This window comes from Cellulomonas sp. URHE0023 (assembly GCF_000688475.1).
In the GTDB taxonomy this organism is placed as follows: Bacteria; Actinomycetota; Actinomycetes; order Actinomycetales; family Cellulomonadaceae; genus Cellulomonas.
Window position 1 is genome coordinate 600825 of sequence record NZ_JIAN01000005.1, and the last position, 16648, is coordinate 617472.

Below are 16648 nucleotides of genomic sequence, written 5' to 3' on the forward strand. Positions count from 1 at the left end.
ACTGCCGCACATGGCCACCACACCTGTGCTCGTCGTGCTCGGCGGGTTGCCCGGAACCGGCAAGACGACGCTCGCGCGAGTCCTGGCACGCGACCTGGGCGCCGCTCACCTGCGGATCGACACGATCGAGCAGGCTGTCGTGCACTCGTCGTTGCCCGTGGACGCTGCCGCGGAGGTCGGTTACACGGCAGCCGCCGCAGTGGCCCGCGACAACCTCGGCCTCGGGCTCTCGGTCGTGGCCGACTGCGTGAACCCGGTGGCGGAGAGCCAGGCCGGCTGGCACGCCGTCGCGGTCGCGACCGGCGCCCGGCTCGTCGAGATCCAGCTCGTCTGCACCGACGCCGAGGAGCACCGTCACCGGGTGCAGGACCGTGTGGCAGACATCCCCGGGCACGTCCAGCCGACGTGGGACGACGTCTCCACGAGAGTGCTCGCACCGTGGCCCGGCGCGGCCGTTCTCGACTCCGCCGGGCGCGCCATCTCTGACGTGGCGCGCGACGCGCGAGCCCTGATCGACGCAGGTGCATGACAGACGGTCCGCGGCGGGCCATCCTGCGGACTATGAGCGTGGACTACCAGTACTTCGGCGCCGCATCAGTCAAGGCCGCCGCCGAGGTCGCCCACCGGACCGACGGCCCGGGCTCCCCACCCGCAAAGCGCAAGGGCAAGAAGAAGGTCAGCAAGAAGGACCGTGAGGCGGCCCCCCGGTTCACCGTCGTGGACGCCCCCATGATCGACCCCTACGTCGTCGCCGGAACCCTGACGTCGCTGCTCACGGGGAGGTCGTACGAGGACATCGTCGACGACCTGGACTGGGGCGACGTCGTGGCAGAGGGCCCGGCCGGCCACCTGGTGATCGCGACGACCGACGCGTTCGTCAAGGCTCTCGCCGCGAGCGACGACTCCGCGCTGACCGCGATCGCCGAACCGTGGTCGCACACCGAGGAGCTCGAGGGCATCGCCGTCGAGCGCCTCACGGCCACGCTTCACGAGCTCGCCGCTCTCGCGCGAGCAGCTCGCGTGGAGAAGGCTCGGATCTACTGCTGGGTCGGCAGCCGCACAGGCTCTTAGGGCGCGCGAGCCGGCGGCACGCCCTTCGAGCCGGCGGCGACCCCCCTCAGACGAGCGGACCGTCGGCTGCGGCAGACGCGATGTCGTTGCGGTGGTGGGAGTACGGCAGCTCGATCTGCGCGACCCCGGCATACGCCGCCGCGCGTGCCGCCGCGAGGTCCTGACCGACGCCGACCACCGACAGGACGCGACCGCCGGCCGCCACCAGGTGTGCGCCGTCGAGCGCGTCGTCGTCCTCACCCGCCGGATTCAGCTGCAGCGCCGTCCCGGCGTGCAGCACGTGCACCCCGGGGATCGCCTCGGCATCCTCGATGCCCGTGATCGGGTCGCCCGCACGGACCGTCCCGGGGTAGCCGCCGGACGCGATCACGACCGTCACCGCAGCGGCGTCGAGCCACTCCAACGCCGGCAGCGTACCGAGGGAACCGGTCGCTGCGGCCTGCAGGACGGCCCCGAGCGGTGTGGCCAGCCGTGCCAGCACGACCTGCGTCTCGGGGTCGCCGAAGCGGGCGTTGAACTCGACGACCCGCAGGCCCTTGCTCGTCATCGCGAGGCCCACGTAGAGCACCCCCGCGAACGGGGTACCGCGGCGTGCCATCTCCGCGATCGTGGGCCGGGCCACCCGGTCCATGACCTCCTGGACGAGGTCCTGCGGAGCCCACGGCAGCGGCGAGTACGCACCCATCCCGCCGGTGTTGGGCCCTTCGTCCCCGTCGTGCGCCCGCTTGAAGTCCTGCGCCGGGACGAGCGGCACGGCGTCGACACCGTCGGAGAGGACGAAAAGTGAGATCTCGGGGCCGTCGAGGTAGTCCTCGATAACGACCCGGCTGCCGGTCTTGGCCAGGCAGTCGGCTGCGTGTGCGAGTGCCTCGTCGCGGTCATGGGTCACGACGACACCCTTGCCCGCTGCGAGCCCGTCGTCCTTGACGACGTACGGCGCACCGAACGCGTCCAGGCCGGCTGCGGCTTCCTCCAGGGTGGTCGCGATGCGCGGCTCGGCGGTGGGGACGCCCGCGGCAGCCATGACCTCCTTGGCGAACGCCTTGGACCCCTCCAGCTGCGCGGCGGCCGCCGACGGGCCGAAGACGGCGATGCCCGCCGCTCGCACCGCATCGGCCACCCCGGCGACGAGCGGTGCCTCGGGTCCGACGACGACCAGGTCGGCGCCCAGCCGGCCCGCGAGCTCGGCGACCGCGGACCCGTCGAGCTGATCGACGGGGTGCAGCTGGGCGAGCAGGCCGATCCCGGGGTTGCCGGGTGCGGCGTGCAGCTCGGTCACCGCGGGGTCGAGGGAGAGCGAGCGGACGAGCGCGTGCTCACGGGCACCGGTGCCGACGACGAGGATCTTCACGGCTCGGGAGCCTACCGACCCGGACGGCATCGCCTCGTCGTCGGTCGGGGGCTGGTCGCCGATGACCGCGGGGATCTCACCCCGGCCGCGTCGGCTGTCTAGGCTGGCGGCGTGCCCCGGACCGTCGCCGATGCCGTTCCGCGCGGCGTGCTGCGTGGGCTCACCCAGCCCGTCCTGCCTGCTGATGCGGGCGTCGGACTGCGTCCGTGGCGCCCGGACGACCACGCCGTGGTGGTCGCTGCCTACGCGGACCCCGAGATCACGTACTGGCACGCCCGCACGATGACCCCCGACGAGGCGGCAGCCTGGATCGCGCACTGGACGCAGCGGTGGGCCGACGAGACGGGCGCGGGCTGGGCGATCACGCTGGACGGTGAGGTCGTCGGGCAGATCAGCCTCCGGCAGGTCAACCACACGGACGGCCTGACCGACGTGTCCTACTGGGTGCTGCCCGCCGGGCGGGGTCGCGGCGCGGCTACCGCGGCCCTGAGCACCCTGGCGCGCTGGTCCTTCGAGGCGTTGGGGCTGCACCGGATCGTCGTCCACCACTCGATCCGGAACGCGGCATCGTGCGCTGTCGCGACGAAGGCCGGCTTCCTGCTCGAGGGCACCAAGCGCGGGGACGCCCTGCACGTCGACGGCTGGCACGACATGCACCAGCACGCCCGCCTGGCGGACGACCGCTAGCTCGGCGGCGTACCGGTGCGACGCCGAGCTCCCCCGATGACCGCGGTCGGAGCACCCGACGTGCGACTCGCGCGGGGTCCCGGGCTCAGCTCAGGAGCTCGTGCCGGATGATCGTGGCCTCACGGCCGGGACCGACGCCGACCGAGGAGATCCGTGCGCCCGAGATCTCCTCGAGCCGCAGCAGGTAGCGCTGCGCGTTGACGGGCAGGTCGTCGAACTCGCGGGCCTGGGAGATGTCCTCGGTCCAGCCGTCCAGGTACTCGTAGATCGGCGTGGCGTGATGGAAGTCCGACTGGTTGTCGGGCATCTCGTCGAAACGCCGGCCGTTGACGTCGTAGGCCACGGCCACGGGGATCTTGTCGCGGCCGGTGAGCACGTCGAGCTTGGTCACGACGAGGTCGGTCAGGCCGTTGACACGGCTGGCGTACCGGACCACGACGGCGTCGTACCAGCCGCAGCGGCGGGGGCGACCGGTCGTGGTGCCGAACTCGCCGCCGGTCTGTCGCAGCCACTCGCCGTCGGCGTCGAGCAGCTCGGTCGGGAACGGGCCCTCACCCACGCGCGTGGTGTACGCCTTGGCGACGGCGACGACGCGGTCGATCCTCGTCGGACCCACGCCCGACCCGGTGCAGGCGCCACCCGCCGTGGCGGACGACGACGTGACGAACGGGTAGGTGCCGTGGTCGACGTCGAGCATCGTGGCCTGGCCGGCCTCGAAGACGAGCGTCTTGCCGTTGTCCAGGGCCGTGTTGAGCAGCAGCGGCGCGTCGCCCACGAACGGCTTGAGGCGGTCGGCGTGGCGCAGCAGGTCCTCGAGCGTCTCCTCGACGGTGATCGCGCGGCGGTTGTAGACCTTGACCAGCAGGTGGTTCTTCTGGTCGAGGGCGCCCTCGATCTTCTCCGTCAGGATCTTCTCGTCGAATAGGTCCTGGATGCGGATGCCGACCCGGTTGATCTTGTCGGAGTACGCCGGGCCGATCCCGCGGCCGGTGGTGCCGATGCGGCGCTTGCCCAGGAACCGCTCGGTGACCTTGTCGAGCGTGCGGTTGTACGGCGCGATGACGTGGGCGGCCGACGAGACGACGAGCGCGCTGGTGTCCACGCCACGCGCCTCGAGCGCGTCGATCTCCTCGAACAGGACCTCGATGTCGACGACGACGCCGTTGCCGATCACCGGGACGACCCCGGGCGAGAGGATGCCCGAGGGCAGCAGGTGCAGGGCGTACTTCTCGCCGTCGATCACGACGGTGTGCCCGGCGTTGTTCCCGCCGTTGAACTTCACCACGTAGTCGGTGCGTGCACCGAGCTGGTCGGTCGCCTTGCCCTTACCCTCATCGCCCCACTGGGCTCCGAGCACCACGACGGCGGGCATCTGAATCAACTCCCACCTGCCTGTGCTGCGGGCGGCACGGCGGGGGCCGACGTCTGGTCTGGACGCGGCGCGTGCACGTGGCCCGGGCACCGGGCGGCAGGGACCCAGTACCTCCGAGAGGGTACAGGACCGTCAAGAACTGGTCATGCTCAGCGCAGGGCGGCGACCTCGTCGGCCGACGTGCCGCAGTCCAGGAGGAACTGCAGGCAACGGGCGGACTCGTCCGACTCCTCGATCGCCTCGGCCGCCTCGCCGAGCGCGAGGAGCGCACGCAGGAACCCCTGGTTCGGCACGTGGTCGACCGGAACCGGTCCACGCCCCCGCCACCCGGCGCGGCGCAGCGCGTCGAGGCCGCGGTGGTACCCGGTGCGGGCGTAGGCGTACGCGGCGACCGGGTCACCGTCGTCGGCGAGCGCGTGCTCAGCCAGGATCGCCCAGACCAGCGACGACGACGGCGCGGCAGGCACGGCCTCGCGCGCCGAGGAACCGGAGGTCAGCGCGTCGCGTGCGTCGGCGTCCGCACCGTCCGCGGGCAGGAGGGTGGGCGCGGGTCCGTCCAGCAGGTTCTCGTGGCTCATGACATGAGTCTCCCATTCGGGGTGCGTCGACGGCGGACCCCGACTACAGTCGATCCGCTGACCTGGACCAGTGTTCGGGAAGCATGCCCTCTTCCCCTCCCGACGACGGGCGGACCCCCGATGATCGAGATCTCCGTCTCCTCGACGACGACGACGCTGACCATCGCCGGCGACCTCGACCTGGCTGAACGTGACCAGTTCCCCGAGATCGCGGCCCGCGTCGTCGGCCTGCGACACCAGCTCCTCGTGGTGGACATGTGCGACGTCACGTTCATGGACTCGACGGGGGCAGCCTTCCTGATCTCGCTCGCCGACTCGGCTCGCAAGCGCGGCGGCGCGACCGTCCTGCGGGGTGCCGACCAGCGGGACCTGTTCGTCATCGAGATCTGTGGCGCGCTGGACCTGTTCCGGATCGACTCCGACCACCACTGCGAGAGCGGGTCGTCCGACTCGGGCTTCCGTCGCCCCGACGGCGCCCAGGGGCCCGCACTGCCGACCCCGCACTGACCGCCCGCGCTGGCTGCCCGGCACTGGGTGCCCCGCGCAGAGAGCTCCTGCCGGGGCCCGCACAAGTGCTAGGTCTTGGGCGGCGTGCCCGGCAGGGAGGCCGGGCGCACCTTCGCCCAGACGAGCTTGCCGCCGCGTGACTGCCGCCAGCCCCAGTCGGCCAGGCGCTCCACGATCTGCATGCCGAACCCACCCACCCGCCCCGGGTGCCCGTCGGTGGTCACCGGCGGTGTCGGGTTCGCGTCCTCGACCTCGATGCGCAGACCGTCGCCCGTGTCGTACAGCTGCAGCGAGACGTGACCGTAACCGTGCAGGACGGCGTTGGCGACGAGCTCCGAGACCACCAGCTCGGCGTTCGCGGCGTCGGGGATCCCCCATGCCTGGCACGTGCGCACCACAGCGTGCCGAGCACGCCCGATCGATGCGGCCTCGCTCGGCAGCGACCACCTCCGTCGACGCGGACTGCGCGCTCGCGACAGGCTGTCCTGCGGGGCGGGCACGCGGACGACGACGACCGCGACGTCGTCCTCGGGATGGTCGGCGAGCCGGGACAGGAGCTCCTCACCCACCCCTGCTGCGTCGAGCGCCGTGATGCCGGACGCCACCGACGACAGCGCGGCGAGCCCCTCACGAAGGCCGCGGTCCCGCCGCTCGATCAGCCCGTCGGTGTAGTACAGCAGGACGTCGCCAGGCCGGAGCGCGGCCGAACCGGTGGTCCGCGGCTTGCCGCCGAACCCGATGAGGGCCCCCGCAGCCTCGTCCAGCGCAGTCACGGCGCCGTCCCGGACCAGGAGCGCCGGCAGGTGCCCTGCGCGCGAGTAGTCCACCTGCCAGGCCCCGTCGCACCGCGTCAGCGTGGACAGGACGAGACCAGCCGGTCGAGGGACACGCATCCCGGCCACAAGCTGGTCGACGCGCTCCAGGACGGGCCCAGGCGTCGTGATGTCGAACATGTAGGAGCGGACCACCGAGCGCAGCTGGCCCATGGCGGCGGCCGCCTCGACGTCGTGGCCCACCACGTCACCGATGACCACGCCGACGACGTCGGGCGACACCTGCAGCACGTCGTACCAGTCGCCGCCGACCTGCGCGTTCTCGGAGTTGGGCGCGTAGTAGGTCCACACGTCGAGCCCGTCCACCTCGGCCTGCTCAGGCAGCATGGCGCGCTGCAGCGTCTCGGCCAGCCGGTGCTCACGCTCGTAGAGGCGCGCGTTGTCGACGACCAGGCCGACGCGCCGCGCGGTCAGGTCCAGCACCGTGAGCGCTGCGGGTTCGAGCCCTCTGAGGCCGCCACCGACGTGCACGGCCAGCACCCCGAGCACCCTGCGGCGACCAGGCAGCGCGAACACGGCGATCTGCCCGTTCGGCCGAGCCGGCGCGCCGTCGTCGTCCGAGAGCGCCTGAAGCTGTTCGGTCGCGTGGAGCACGAGCCACGCCGACGGGCTGCCGGCGGCGTACGAGCCGTCCAGCGCAAGCTCGACAGGATGGTCGCTCTGCCCGTCGAGCAGCAGCTGAACGGCATCGCGGCCGCGCGGCTGCAGGACGTTGCGGTGCCGCGCCCCACGGCCGGACAGGCCCTGGCCGGCGACGATCCCGTCGGCAGGTCGCAGGCCGCCGTCGTCGAGGTAGAACTGCGCCCAGCCCACGACGCCCCGACGCAGGACCGCAGCGATCTCACGCAGCGCGTGGGGGTCGTCGACGTCCATGATCAGGTCCGAGACCTGCGCGACCAGGCCCAGGCTGCGACGCTCCCGCCGCTCCGCCTCGACGAGCGCCGCCTGCTCGGCGTCGTGGGTCAGCTGCTCGGTGAGGTCCTGCATGGCAACCACCCAGTGCGTCACCTCGTCGCCCGAGAGCACCGGGGACAGCACCGCGCGGCACGTCAGGCGCGATCCGTCGGCCCGTCGCACCGTGAGCGTCTGCGAGACCTCTCGGCCCGCGGCCAGCGCCTCGCGGATCCTGCGGATGTCCGTCGGCTCCAGCGACGAGTCCTCGACGAACGCCCCCTGACGCTGGCGGGCCGCGTCGGCGTCGTACCCGGTGACCTTCTCGTACGCGGCATTGACCCACACGACCGGCAGATCTGAGCCGGTCGCGTCCAGCAGCGCGATCGGGACCGCGGCAGCCCGCAGCGCGCGGTCGAGGAGGTCGACCGGCACCCGATCAGGTATTCGAGAGTCGAGGGGATTGACCACCACCACCTCCGATCGTCTACCGTTCCGGACAGGTCGGTCGTCGAGTATGCGGCGATTGTCCCGATGTCCGACACCGAAGGAGCGCCGTGCGCGACGGTAACAGCACGACCCCCGACGGGCCCGCGGAAGCGCCGAACTCGGAGACGGTTGGTGAACCTGGCGCCGTGCACGTCATCGTGGGCACCGACTCCACCCGCATCGTCCTGTCCGGCGAGGTCGACGCCGACCTCGGCACGGAGCTGCAGGAGGCGACCGCAGAGGCCGAGCAGATCGGCCTGCCGATCGAGGTCGACGCCCATCACGTCACGTTCATGGACTCGTCAGGTGTGGCGTTCCTGGCTCGCCTGTCCATCAGGTCCCAGCACCGGGTCCGCATGATCCGGGTCCCGCCGCACGTGAAGTTCCTGCTCGACGTCACGCGTATCGGCGAGCTGCTGGACGTCGTCGAGAGCGACGACGAGGCGGACTTCCAACCCGTCGGGGAATGACGAAGGGCCGTCCCGTTACCGGGACGGCCCTCCATCGTGAGGATCAGGCGCTGAGCGACTGCCCGGCAGAGCGCAGCTGCTGGGCGGCCTCGACGAGACGCGCAGCCATGCCGGCCTCGGCCAGCTTGCCCCAGGCGCGCGGGTCGTAGGCCTTCTTGTTGCCCACCTCGCCATCGACCTTGAGCACGCCGTCGTAGTTGCGGAAGAAGTGGTCCGCCACCGGACGGCTGTACGCGTACTGCGTGTCCGTGTCGATGTTCATCTTGATGACGCCGTTGTCGACGGCCTCGGCGATCTCGGCCTCCGTGGAGCCGGAGCCACCGTGGAAGACGAGGTCGAACGGGTTCTCGACGCCGATCGCGTCGCCGACGGCCTTCTGGATCTCCGCGAGGATCGACGGGCGCAGCTTGACCGCACCCGGCTTGTAGACGCCGTGCACGTTGCCGAACGTCAGGGCCGTCAGGTAGCGGCCCTTCTCGCCCGAACCGAGCGCCTTGACCGTGGCCAGGCCGTCCTCGACCGTCGTGTACAGCTTGTCGTTGATCTCGGCGGTGTGGCCGTCCTCCTCGCCACCGACCACGCCGACCTCGATCTCGAGGATCGTGCGGGCCTGCCGCGACAGCTCGAGGAGCTCCTCCGCGATGACCAGGTTCTCGTCGAGCGGCACGGACGAGCCGTCCCACATGTGTGACTGGAACGTGGGGAGCTTGCCGGCCTTGACCTGCTCGATCTCGAGGGCCAGCAGCGGGCGGACCCAGGAGTCGAGGTTCTGCTTGGCGCAGTGGTCCGTGTGCAGGGCCACCGTGATCGGGTAGCCCTTGGCCACCTCGGCCGCGTAGGCCGCGAGGGCGAGCGAGCCCGAGACGCGGTCCTTGACCGTCGAGCCGGCGGCGTACTCGGCGCCACCGACGGAAACCTGGATGATCCCGTCCGAGCCGGCCTCCGCGAAGCCCTGCAGGGCGGCGGTGACGGACTGGGAGGACGTGACGTTGACGGCGGGGTAGGCGAACTTGCCTGCCTTGGCCCGGTCGATCATCTCGGCGTAGACCTCGGGGGTGGCGATGGCCATCTGCAGCATCTCCTGCGCGCTAGAGGGGGGGTATCGCATCGATTCTGGCACGATTCCCGATTGGGCCGGATGGGCCATTGGTCCCGTGGACATCGCTGTCCGCCGCACCCGGCCCGGCAACGGCGTTTAGTGTGACCGCCGTGCTGTTCGCTCAGGTCAAGGCGTGGTCCATCGCTGCGTTGAGCTGGTGCGCCCTCGTGGCCCTCTTCGGTGGGCTCGCTGCCGGGGCGTTCGTCTCCGCTGCGGAGGTCTACCGCGCGACGCACGGGGGTGTCGAGGGCACCTTCACGCCGGCGTTCGAGTCGTGCACGAGCGGCCGCGGGGGCATCAGCTGCCGCTGGTCGGGCGGCTTCACGAGCGACGACGGGGCGGTCACGCTCGTCGACGCAATGCTGAACGACGACCTCGGCGTCGAGAAGACACCGTCGACGGCCTCCCGGGCGTACGCGAAGCCGGTGCGGGTGGTCTATGACGGCGAGGCCGGGTACAGCGGCCACGTGTACCTGCCGAACGACCGGCTCTGGATCTGGGAACCGCTGATCGGCGTCGTCAGTCTCGTGCTCGGCTGGTTCAGCGTCCGTAGGGTCGAGCGGTGGCGACGACGGAGCATCATGGCGGCCCGCCACAGGCCTGCGCGTTCCGCTGAGGAGGAGAGGCGCCGGCACGAGAGGCTCAGCACGGTCGGGGCGTACGCCGCCTGGCTCGTGCTTGCCGTGACTGCGGTCGGTGTCGTCATCCAGCTCGGATCACCGATGGTCGGCGCGTTCCGCGCCACGCACGGCGGCGTGGAGGGCACGTTCATGCCGGTCCTCGAGCGGTGTTCCACCAACGTCGTCGGCCTCACGACGTGCGAGTGGCTCGGCACGTTCCTGAGCGACGACGGCTCGACGATCGCAGACCCGGTGCTCATCCACGAGGGCCTCGGCGCGCAGGAGGGCGACCCCGTTCCACCGGACGTCGACCACGTCCTCTACGTCGAAGGACTCGGCGGTCCCGTCGGCGCCACCGACGTCCACGGGACGGTGTTCGGGCCGCGCAGCACCGGGTGGTTCGTGCTGGCGCTGGCCGTCGTCGCGGTCCTCGCCCTGATCGCGTTCCTTGCCGCGCGCCTCCACCGCTGGCGGCGGCGGCCGTTCGCGCCGCACCCCGCGGCCGAATCCTCAGCCGGCGTGCTGGGCGATCCAGGAGTGCATGGCGATGGCAGCGGCAGCGCCCGCGTTGATCGAGCGGGTCGACCCGAACTGGGCGATGTGCAGGACGTCGACCGCGGCCGCGCGAGCCTCGTCGGAAAGTCCGACTGACTCCTGCCCGAACAGGAGCACGCACGCCCGTGGCAACGGGTAGCCCTCCAACGGCACCGAGCCGGGCAGGTTGTCGACGCCGAGGACGGGGATCCCCTGCGACGAAGCCCACGCCAGCAGCTCGTCGATCGACGGATGGTGCCGGACGTGCTGGTAGCGGTCCGTCACCATCGCCCCGCGGCGGTTCCAGCGGCGGTTGCCGACGATGTGCACCTCGGCGGCGAGGAACGCGTTGGCGGTGCGGACCACCGACCCGATGTTGAGGTCGTGGGCCCAGTTCTCGATGGCCACGTGAAAAGGGTGCCGACGGGTGTCGAGGTCGGCGACGATCGCCTCGAGCGACCAGTACCGGTACCGGTCGACGACGTTGCGCCGGTCACCCTCGGCCAGCAGCTCCGGGTCGTAGCGCACGTCCGTGGGCCACTCGCCCGGCCACGGGCCCACGCCGATCTCGTCCGTCACAGCCGAGACGCTAGTCCCCCACGAGGCGTGCACACGCAGGCCCGTACTCTGGGCACATGCTGACGAACGCCCTCGCCGCCGCCCTGCCCGCACTGGGACCGGCGCACTCGGGCATCACCGACTACCTCGACGCCCAGCACCTGATCGACTCGTTCGGGCAGTGGGTGCTGATCGGCATCATGGCGGTGATCTTCGTCGAGGTCGGCCTGCTGTTCCCGATCCTCCCGGGTGACTCACTGCTGTTCACAGCCGGTGCGCTGGTTGCGCAGGACGAGCTGGACGTGAAGATCGGGATCGCGCCCCTGATGGCGCTCCTGATCCTGGCGGCATACGCCGGCACGCAGACCGGGTACCTGATCGGTCGCACCGCGGGCCCGAAGGTGTTCGCCAAGGAGGACTCCCGGTTCTTCAAGCAGAAGTACATCGACCAGACGTACGCGTACTTCGACCGTTACGGCGGCCGCACCCTCGTCGTGGCGCAGTTCATCCCGTTCGTGCGCACGTACGCCTCCGTCGCTGCCGGCGTCGGCAAGATGAAGTACCGCCAGTTCGCGCTGTGGAACCTCATCGGTGTGGTGCTCTGGGCCGGCGGAGTGACGTTGCTCGGGTACCTGCTGGGCAACGTTCCCTTCATCAAGAACAACATCGAGTCGCTGCTCGTCCTGGTGGTCCTCTTCTCGGTCCTGCCGATCTTCGTCGAGGTGTGGCGCAAGCGCCGCCGGGCCCGGAAGGGCCTCGGGGTGGCCGACGAGCGTGACGCCCGGTACGACGAGCAGTCGGAACGCGACGAGGTCGAGAAGAAGGCCTTCGGCGCATGACGCATCACGGCCCCCGAGAGATCCGCTCGTGGCTCTCGGACATGGACGGTGTGCTGGTCCACGAAGGGACCGCCATCCCCGGCGCCGCGGAGTTCGTCCGCGCGCTGCGAGACGGTGACCGCCCATTCCTCGTCCTGACCAACAACTCCATCTTCACGCCACGCGACCTGCGTGCACGGCTCGCGAGCTCCGGGATCGACCTGCCCGAAGAAGCCATCTGGACCTCCGCGCTGGCCACCGCGCAGTTCCTGGTCGACCAGATGCCGGGTGGGTCCGCCTACGTGATCGGCGAGGCGGGTCTGACCACGGCGATGTACGAGGCCGGCTACACGCTGACCGGGACCGAGCCGGACTTCGTGGTGCTGGGCGAGACACGCACGTACTCGTTCGAGGCGATCACGCAGGCCGTCCGACTGATCCAAGGTGGTGCACGGTTCATCGCCACCAACCCCGACGTGACCGGCCCGAGCCGCGACGGGGACCTGCCGGCCACCGGTGCGGTCGCCGCGATGATCTCCGCCGCGACCGGGCGCAAGCCCTACTTCGTCGGCAAGCCCAACCCCATGATGATCCGGAGCGCGCTGAACCAGATCGACGCACACTCCGAGACGACCGTCATGGTCGGAGACCGGATGGACACCGACGTCGTCGCCGGCATCGAGGCGGGGCTTCGCACGTTCCTCGTGCTGTCGGGCTCCACCCAGCGCGCCGACGTCGACCGGTTCCCGTTCCGGCCCAGCGAGATCGTCGACTCGATCGCCGATCTGGTCGGCCGGATCTGACGTTTGGTCAATTAGGTAACCCTGTCCTAACCTTCGCTCGTATCCCGCCAAGGTTAGGACTACCTATGCCGTTCCAGCCCGTCCGCCTGCTCGCCGTCGCCGTCGCGGCCGCCACTCTGGCACTCGCCGGGTGCAGCGCCGACGCGGCGCCCTCGACCGACGAGACCGCCGGCGCAGCCGACGACGGGGCCTTCCCCGTCACGCTCACCGACGCCTTGGGTGAGGCGACCATCGACTCGAAGCCCGAGCGCATCGTGACCATCGGCTGGGCAGCACAGGACGTCGTCGCCGCACTCGGTACCACGCCCGTCGCGACCACCGACTTCACGTGGGGCTCGGTCGACAAGTACCTGCCGTGGTTCCAGGAGCGCGTCGAGGAGCTCGGCGGCGAGCTGCCCGAGATCGTCAGGACCACCGACGCCGAGGAGATCGACTTCGACCAGGTGCTGAGTCTCGAACCGGACCTGATCCTCGCACCCCACTCGGGCATCACCGAGAACGAGTACAAGCGTCTCTCGGACATCGCCCCGACCGTCGCGTACGCCGAAGCCCCGTGGACCTCGGACTGGCAGGAGCTGACCCGCACGATCGGCAAGGCTCTGGGCCAGGTCGATGACGCCGAGGCGCTCATCGAGGCGACCAACGCGGAGATCACCGCCCAGGCCGACGCACACCCCGAGTTCGCGGGCGTGCCGTTCACCTACGGCTGGTACCTGTCCGACGGCGCGACCGCCGTGGACCTCTACGTCCCGCAGGACCCTCGGGTACAGCTCATGGAGCAGCTCGGATTCGTCTCGTCGCCGCAGGTCGTGGCGCTCGGGAAGGTCACCGAGGGCTTCTTCGGGTCGGTCAGCCTCGAGGAGCTCAGCAGCGTGGAGTCCCAGTTCCACCTCGGCTGGGTGAACGAGCCCGGCGACGTGGCACGCACGGTCGAGAACCCGATCGTCGCCGCCTGGGGCCCGATCAAGAACGGCTCCTACTACTTCATGGAGGACCAGTCGATGGCCTGGGCCTCGTCGCAGCCGTCTGTGCTGAGCATCCCGTGGTCGCTGGACACGATCGTCCCGGAGATCGCCGCCCACCTGCACGTCACCGACTCCTAGCCCGTTGAGCACGACCACCGACACACGCAGCAGCGCCGGCATCTCGCACGGCGCCGCTGCGCGCACCCTCGGGCTGCTGCTGGCGGTGGTCGTGCTCACGGCCGTCTGCGTACTGAGCGTCATGATCGGCGCCAAGGCGATCCCCGCCTTCGACGTCCTGTCCGCGATCGGGAACCGCGGATCCGAGAACCACCCGATCATCTGGGAGCTCCGGATCCCTCGCACGGCCGTCGGCCTGGTCGCGGGAGCAGCACTGGGAGTGTGCGGGGCGCTCATCCAGGCGTACACCCGCAACCCGCTGGCCGACCCCGGGATCCTCGGCGTGAACGCCGGTGCCGGGCTCGCGATCACGATCGCGATCGCGTTCTTCGGCCTGACCTCGGCAGCCGGCTACGTGTGGTTCTCGTTCGCCGGGGCCGCCGTCGCGACGATGCTCGTCTACCTGATCGGCGCGTCCGGCCGCGGCCAGGCGAGCCCCGAGAAGCTCACGCTCGCCGGCGTCGCGCTCGCCGCGGTCGCCGGGGGCGTCGGGCAGGTGCTCCGGCTCAGCGACCCGCTGCTGTTCGCCAGCACGCTGGCCTGGAGCGTGGGCAGCATCGGCGGCCGGTCGCTCGGGCTGCTCGGCACGATCGCGCCGTTCATCGTCGTCGGCCTCGTGCTCGCCTTCGTCCTGGCCCGGCAGCTGAACGCGCTCGCGCTCGGCGACGAGCTGGGTCGCTCGCTCGGTGCACGCATCGGACCTACTCGCATCATGACCATCGTCGCCGTGACGCTCCTGGCCGGTGGGGCGACCGCGCTCGCGGGTCCGATCGCGTTCGTCGGCCTCATGGTCCCCCACGCGGTGCGTTGGTTCACCGGTCCCGACCAGCGCTGGATCATCCCCTACTCGATGGTGTGCGCAGCGATCCTCCTGCTCGTCTCGGACATCGTCGGCCGCATCATCCTGCCCAGCGGCGAGCTCCGGGTCGGACTGGTCACCGCGTTCCTCGGTGCCCCGGTCCTGATCGTGCTGGCCCGGCGCCGGACGGCGAGCGGACTGTGAGCGTCGACCTCGGACGCCCGGTCGTCGTCCTGCGCCGCGGCGGTCGCTCGGCTCGCGTCGACCGCCGCGCAATCGTCGTGTGCGGGGTGCTGCTCGCCCTCCTCCTGGCCCTCGGGTCGGCCAGTCTGGCCGTCGGTACCTACCACCTGAGCCTGGGCGAGGTGTTCAGCGCGTTGACCGGCGGGGGCGACCGGCGCGCGCACACGCTCGTCGTCGAGTGGCGGCTGCCCCGCTTGCTGTTCGCGATCGGATGCGGGGCCGCGCTGGCGCTGGCCGGTGCGGTGTTCCAGTCCTTGACCCGCAACCCGCTCGGCAGCCCCGACGTCATCGGTCTCGACGCCGGGTCCTACACCGGTGCGCTGTGCGTGATGCTCGTGGTCGGCAGCACGTCGTACTCCGCGATCGCACTGGGCTCGATCGTCGGCGGCCTAGCCACCGCCGCCGCGGTCTACCTGCTGGCGTACCGACGAGGCGCGCAGGGGTTCCGGCTGATCATCGTCGGCATTGCGGTCGCGGCGATGCTCAGCTCGTTCAACACCTACCTGATGACACGCGTGAGCACCGAGGTCGCGATGCTCGTCTCGGCCTGGGGCGCGGGCTCGCTGTCGGCGCTCGGGTGGTCCCAGCTGGTCCCGTTCGCGATCGCACTGGCCGTCCTGCTCCCGCTTCTCGCTCTCGTCGGCCGGCCTCTGGGCCAGCTGGAGCTCGGCGACGACGCCGCCCGTGCGCACGGGATCAGGGCCGAACGGGTCCGGCTGGGTGCCGTGCTCCTCGGCGTCGCGTTCGCCGCGCTCGTCACGGCGGCCGCCGGCCCCATCGCCTTCATCGCGCTGGTCGCACCGCAGATCGCCCACCGCGTGGCGCGCACCCCAGGCCCGTCCCTGGCGGTCTCGGCACTCATGGGCGCCGTGCTCCTGACCGCCGCCGACTTCCTGGCACAGCGAATCGGCGTGGCCACCGGCCTGGTCACCGTCACGCTCGGCGGCCTCTACCTCATCTGGCTTCTGATCCGGGAGTACCGACGCTCATGACGACACTCGAGGCGCATGGCCTGACGCTCGCGTACGACAAGCGCGTCATCAGCTCCGACCTGTCCGCCCACGTGCCCGCCGGGTCGTTCACCGCGGTCATCGGCCCGAACGCGTGTGGCAAGTCGACGCTACTGCGCGCCATGGCCCGGCTCCTCAAGCCTCGCGACGGCTCCGTGCTGCTCGACGGGCGCGACATCGCCGAGCGCAACCCGAAGGAGCTGGCGCGCGAGCTCGGGCTCCTGCCGCAGACGTCGCTCGCACCCGACGGCATCCGTGTGGCCGACCTCGTCGCACGGGGACGGTTCCCGCACCAGCGCGTGTTCGACCGTTGGTCCCCCGAGGACGAGGCCGCTGTCGTTCGGGCAATGACAGCGACAGACATCCTGGACCTCTCGGGCCGCCCGGTCGATGAGCTGTCCGGTGGTCAGCGCCAGCGTGTCTGGGTCGCCATGGCGCTCGCGCAGGAGACCGGCACCCTGCTTCTCGACGAGCCGACGACGTTCCTCGACATCGCACACCAGATCGACGTGCTCGAGCTGTTCCGGCGGATCAACCGATCAGAGGGTCGGACCCTGGTCGCCGTCCTGCACGACCTCAACCAGGCGGCCCGCTACGCGTCGCACATCATCGCGATGAAGGACGGTCGGGTCGTGGCGTCGGGCACACCGGCCGACGTCATCACGCCTGCGATCGTCGAGGACGTGTTCAGCGTCCCGTGCCGCGTGATCGACGACCCCGAGGCGCACACCCCACTCGTGATCCCGCTGGTCCGCGGCTAGCCCGAGGCAGAC

17 protein-coding genes are annotated in these 16648 nt (G+C 70.9%); 11 read left to right on the forward strand and 6 right to left on the reverse strand.

Features of this window, described 5'->3' with window-relative positions:
• Nucleotides 1-10: 10 nt before the first annotated feature.
• Together N553_RS25280 and N553_RS0102970 are read left to right on the forward strand one after the other, a co-directional pair.
• Nucleotides 11-529 (forward strand): AAA family ATPase, encoded by a 519-nt coding sequence (locus N553_RS25280; protein WP_081844327.1) that lies wholly within the window; start codon nt 11-13, stop codon nt 527-529.
• Between the two features lie 32 nt (nt 530-561).
• Entirely contained in the window at nt 562-1071 is a 510-nt protein-coding gene (locus N553_RS0102970; protein ID WP_028045296.1) for a hypothetical protein, read from the forward strand.
• A 46-nt stretch (nt 1072-1117) separates the two neighbouring features.
• Here N553_RS0102970 and purD read toward each other — a convergent pair whose 3' ends face one another.
• Complete coding sequence (gene purD, locus N553_RS0102975) at nt 1118-2422, reverse strand: phosphoribosylamine--glycine ligase (RefSeq protein ID WP_028045297.1); 1305 nt, start codon at nt 2420-2422, stop codon at nt 1118-1120.
• 111 nt (nt 2423-2533) lie between these two features.
• On the opposite strand from purD, the gene N553_RS0102980 reads away from it, so the two are divergent.
• Nucleotides 2534-3109: a GNAT family N-acetyltransferase gene (locus N553_RS0102980; RefSeq protein WP_028045298.1), complete on the forward strand. Its 576-nt coding sequence runs from the start codon at nt 2534-2536 to the stop codon at nt 3107-3109.
• 85 nt (nt 3110-3194) lie between these two features.
• On the opposite strand, the gene N553_RS0102985 is transcribed toward N553_RS0102980, so the two are convergent.
• Both N553_RS0102985 and N553_RS0102990 read right to left on the reverse strand, forming a co-directional pair.
• A complete protein-coding gene (locus tag N553_RS0102985; protein ID WP_028045299.1) occupies nt 3195-4481 on the reverse strand; it encodes an adenylosuccinate synthase in 1287 nt (428 codons plus the stop codon).
• Nucleotides 4482-4630: 149 nt separating this feature from the next.
• Complete coding sequence (locus N553_RS0102990) at nt 4631-5059, reverse strand: DUF3151 domain-containing protein (protein WP_028045300.1); 429 nt, start codon at nt 5057-5059, stop codon at nt 4631-4633.
• A 120-nt stretch (nt 5060-5179) separates the two neighbouring features.
• On the opposite strand from N553_RS0102990, the gene N553_RS0102995 reads away from it, so the two are divergent.
• The gene (locus tag N553_RS0102995; protein ID WP_028045301.1) at nt 5180-5566 is read left to right on the forward strand and encodes an STAS domain-containing protein; all 387 of its coding nucleotides are present in this window, start codon (nt 5180-5182) and stop codon (nt 5564-5566) included.
• 68 nt (nt 5567-5634) lie between these two features.
• Here N553_RS0102995 and N553_RS0103000 read toward each other — a convergent pair whose 3' ends face one another.
• On the reverse strand, nt 5635-7725 hold the full coding sequence (locus N553_RS0103000) for an ATP-binding SpoIIE family protein phosphatase (RefSeq protein ID WP_231505149.1): 2091 nt from the start codon (nt 7723-7725) through the stop codon (nt 5635-5637).
• Nucleotides 7726-7925: 200 nt separating this feature from the next.
• Here N553_RS0103000 and N553_RS0103005 point away from each other — a divergent pair, with 200 nt between their 5' ends.
• Nucleotides 7926-8249, forward strand: coding sequence for an STAS domain-containing protein (locus tag N553_RS0103005; protein ID WP_231505150.1), 324 nt, complete (start codon nt 7926-7928; stop codon nt 8247-8249).
• 43 nt (nt 8250-8292) lie between these two features.
• On the opposite strand, the gene fbaA is transcribed toward N553_RS0103005, so the two are convergent.
• Both fbaA and N553_RS20810 read right to left on the reverse strand, forming a co-directional pair.
• Nucleotides 8293-9327 (reverse strand): class II fructose-bisphosphate aldolase, encoded by a 1035-nt coding sequence (gene fbaA, locus N553_RS0103010; RefSeq protein WP_255346995.1) that lies wholly within the window; start codon nt 9325-9327, stop codon nt 8293-8295.
• 1151 nt (nt 9328-10478) lie between these two features.
• Nucleotides 10479-11081, reverse strand: coding sequence for an RNA methyltransferase (locus N553_RS20810; protein WP_034620537.1), 603 nt, complete (start codon nt 11079-11081; stop codon nt 10479-10481).
• 56 nt (nt 11082-11137) lie between these two features.
• Between N553_RS20810 and N553_RS0103025 the strand changes: the two genes are divergently transcribed.
• The 6 genes from N553_RS0103025 (at nt 11138) to N553_RS0103050 (ending at nt 16636) form a co-directional block, all read left to right on the forward strand.
• Complete coding sequence (locus tag N553_RS0103025) at nt 11138-11899, forward strand: DedA family protein (protein ID WP_028045306.1); 762 nt, start codon at nt 11138-11140, stop codon at nt 11897-11899.
• Nucleotides 11896-12681, forward strand: coding sequence for an HAD-IIA family hydrolase (locus N553_RS0103030; RefSeq protein WP_028045307.1), 786 nt, complete (start codon nt 11896-11898; stop codon nt 12679-12681). Before N553_RS0103025 ends, N553_RS0103030 begins: the two co-directional genes overlap by 4 nt.
• Before the next feature lie 65 nt (nt 12682-12746).
• A complete protein-coding gene (locus tag N553_RS0103035) occupies nt 12747-13784 on the forward strand; it encodes an ABC transporter substrate-binding protein (RefSeq protein WP_028045308.1) in 1038 nt (345 codons plus the stop codon).
• A 4-nt stretch (nt 13785-13788) separates the two neighbouring features.
• Entirely contained in the window at nt 13789-14826 is a 1038-nt protein-coding gene (locus N553_RS0103040; RefSeq protein ID WP_028045309.1) for an iron ABC transporter permease, read from the forward strand.
• Complete coding sequence (locus tag N553_RS0103045; RefSeq protein ID WP_028045310.1) at nt 14823-15857, forward strand: iron chelate uptake ABC transporter family permease subunit; 1035 nt, start codon at nt 14823-14825, stop codon at nt 15855-15857. Before N553_RS0103040 ends, N553_RS0103045 begins: the two co-directional genes overlap by 4 nt.
• Nucleotides 15854-16636 carry an ABC transporter ATP-binding protein gene (locus N553_RS0103050; RefSeq protein ID WP_028045311.1) on the forward strand — a complete coding sequence of 261 codons (783 nt, stop codon included), beginning with the start codon at nt 15854-15856 and terminating at the stop codon, nt 16634-16636. Before N553_RS0103045 ends, N553_RS0103050 begins: the two co-directional genes overlap by 4 nt.
• Nucleotides 16637-16648: the final 12 nt, after the last annotated feature.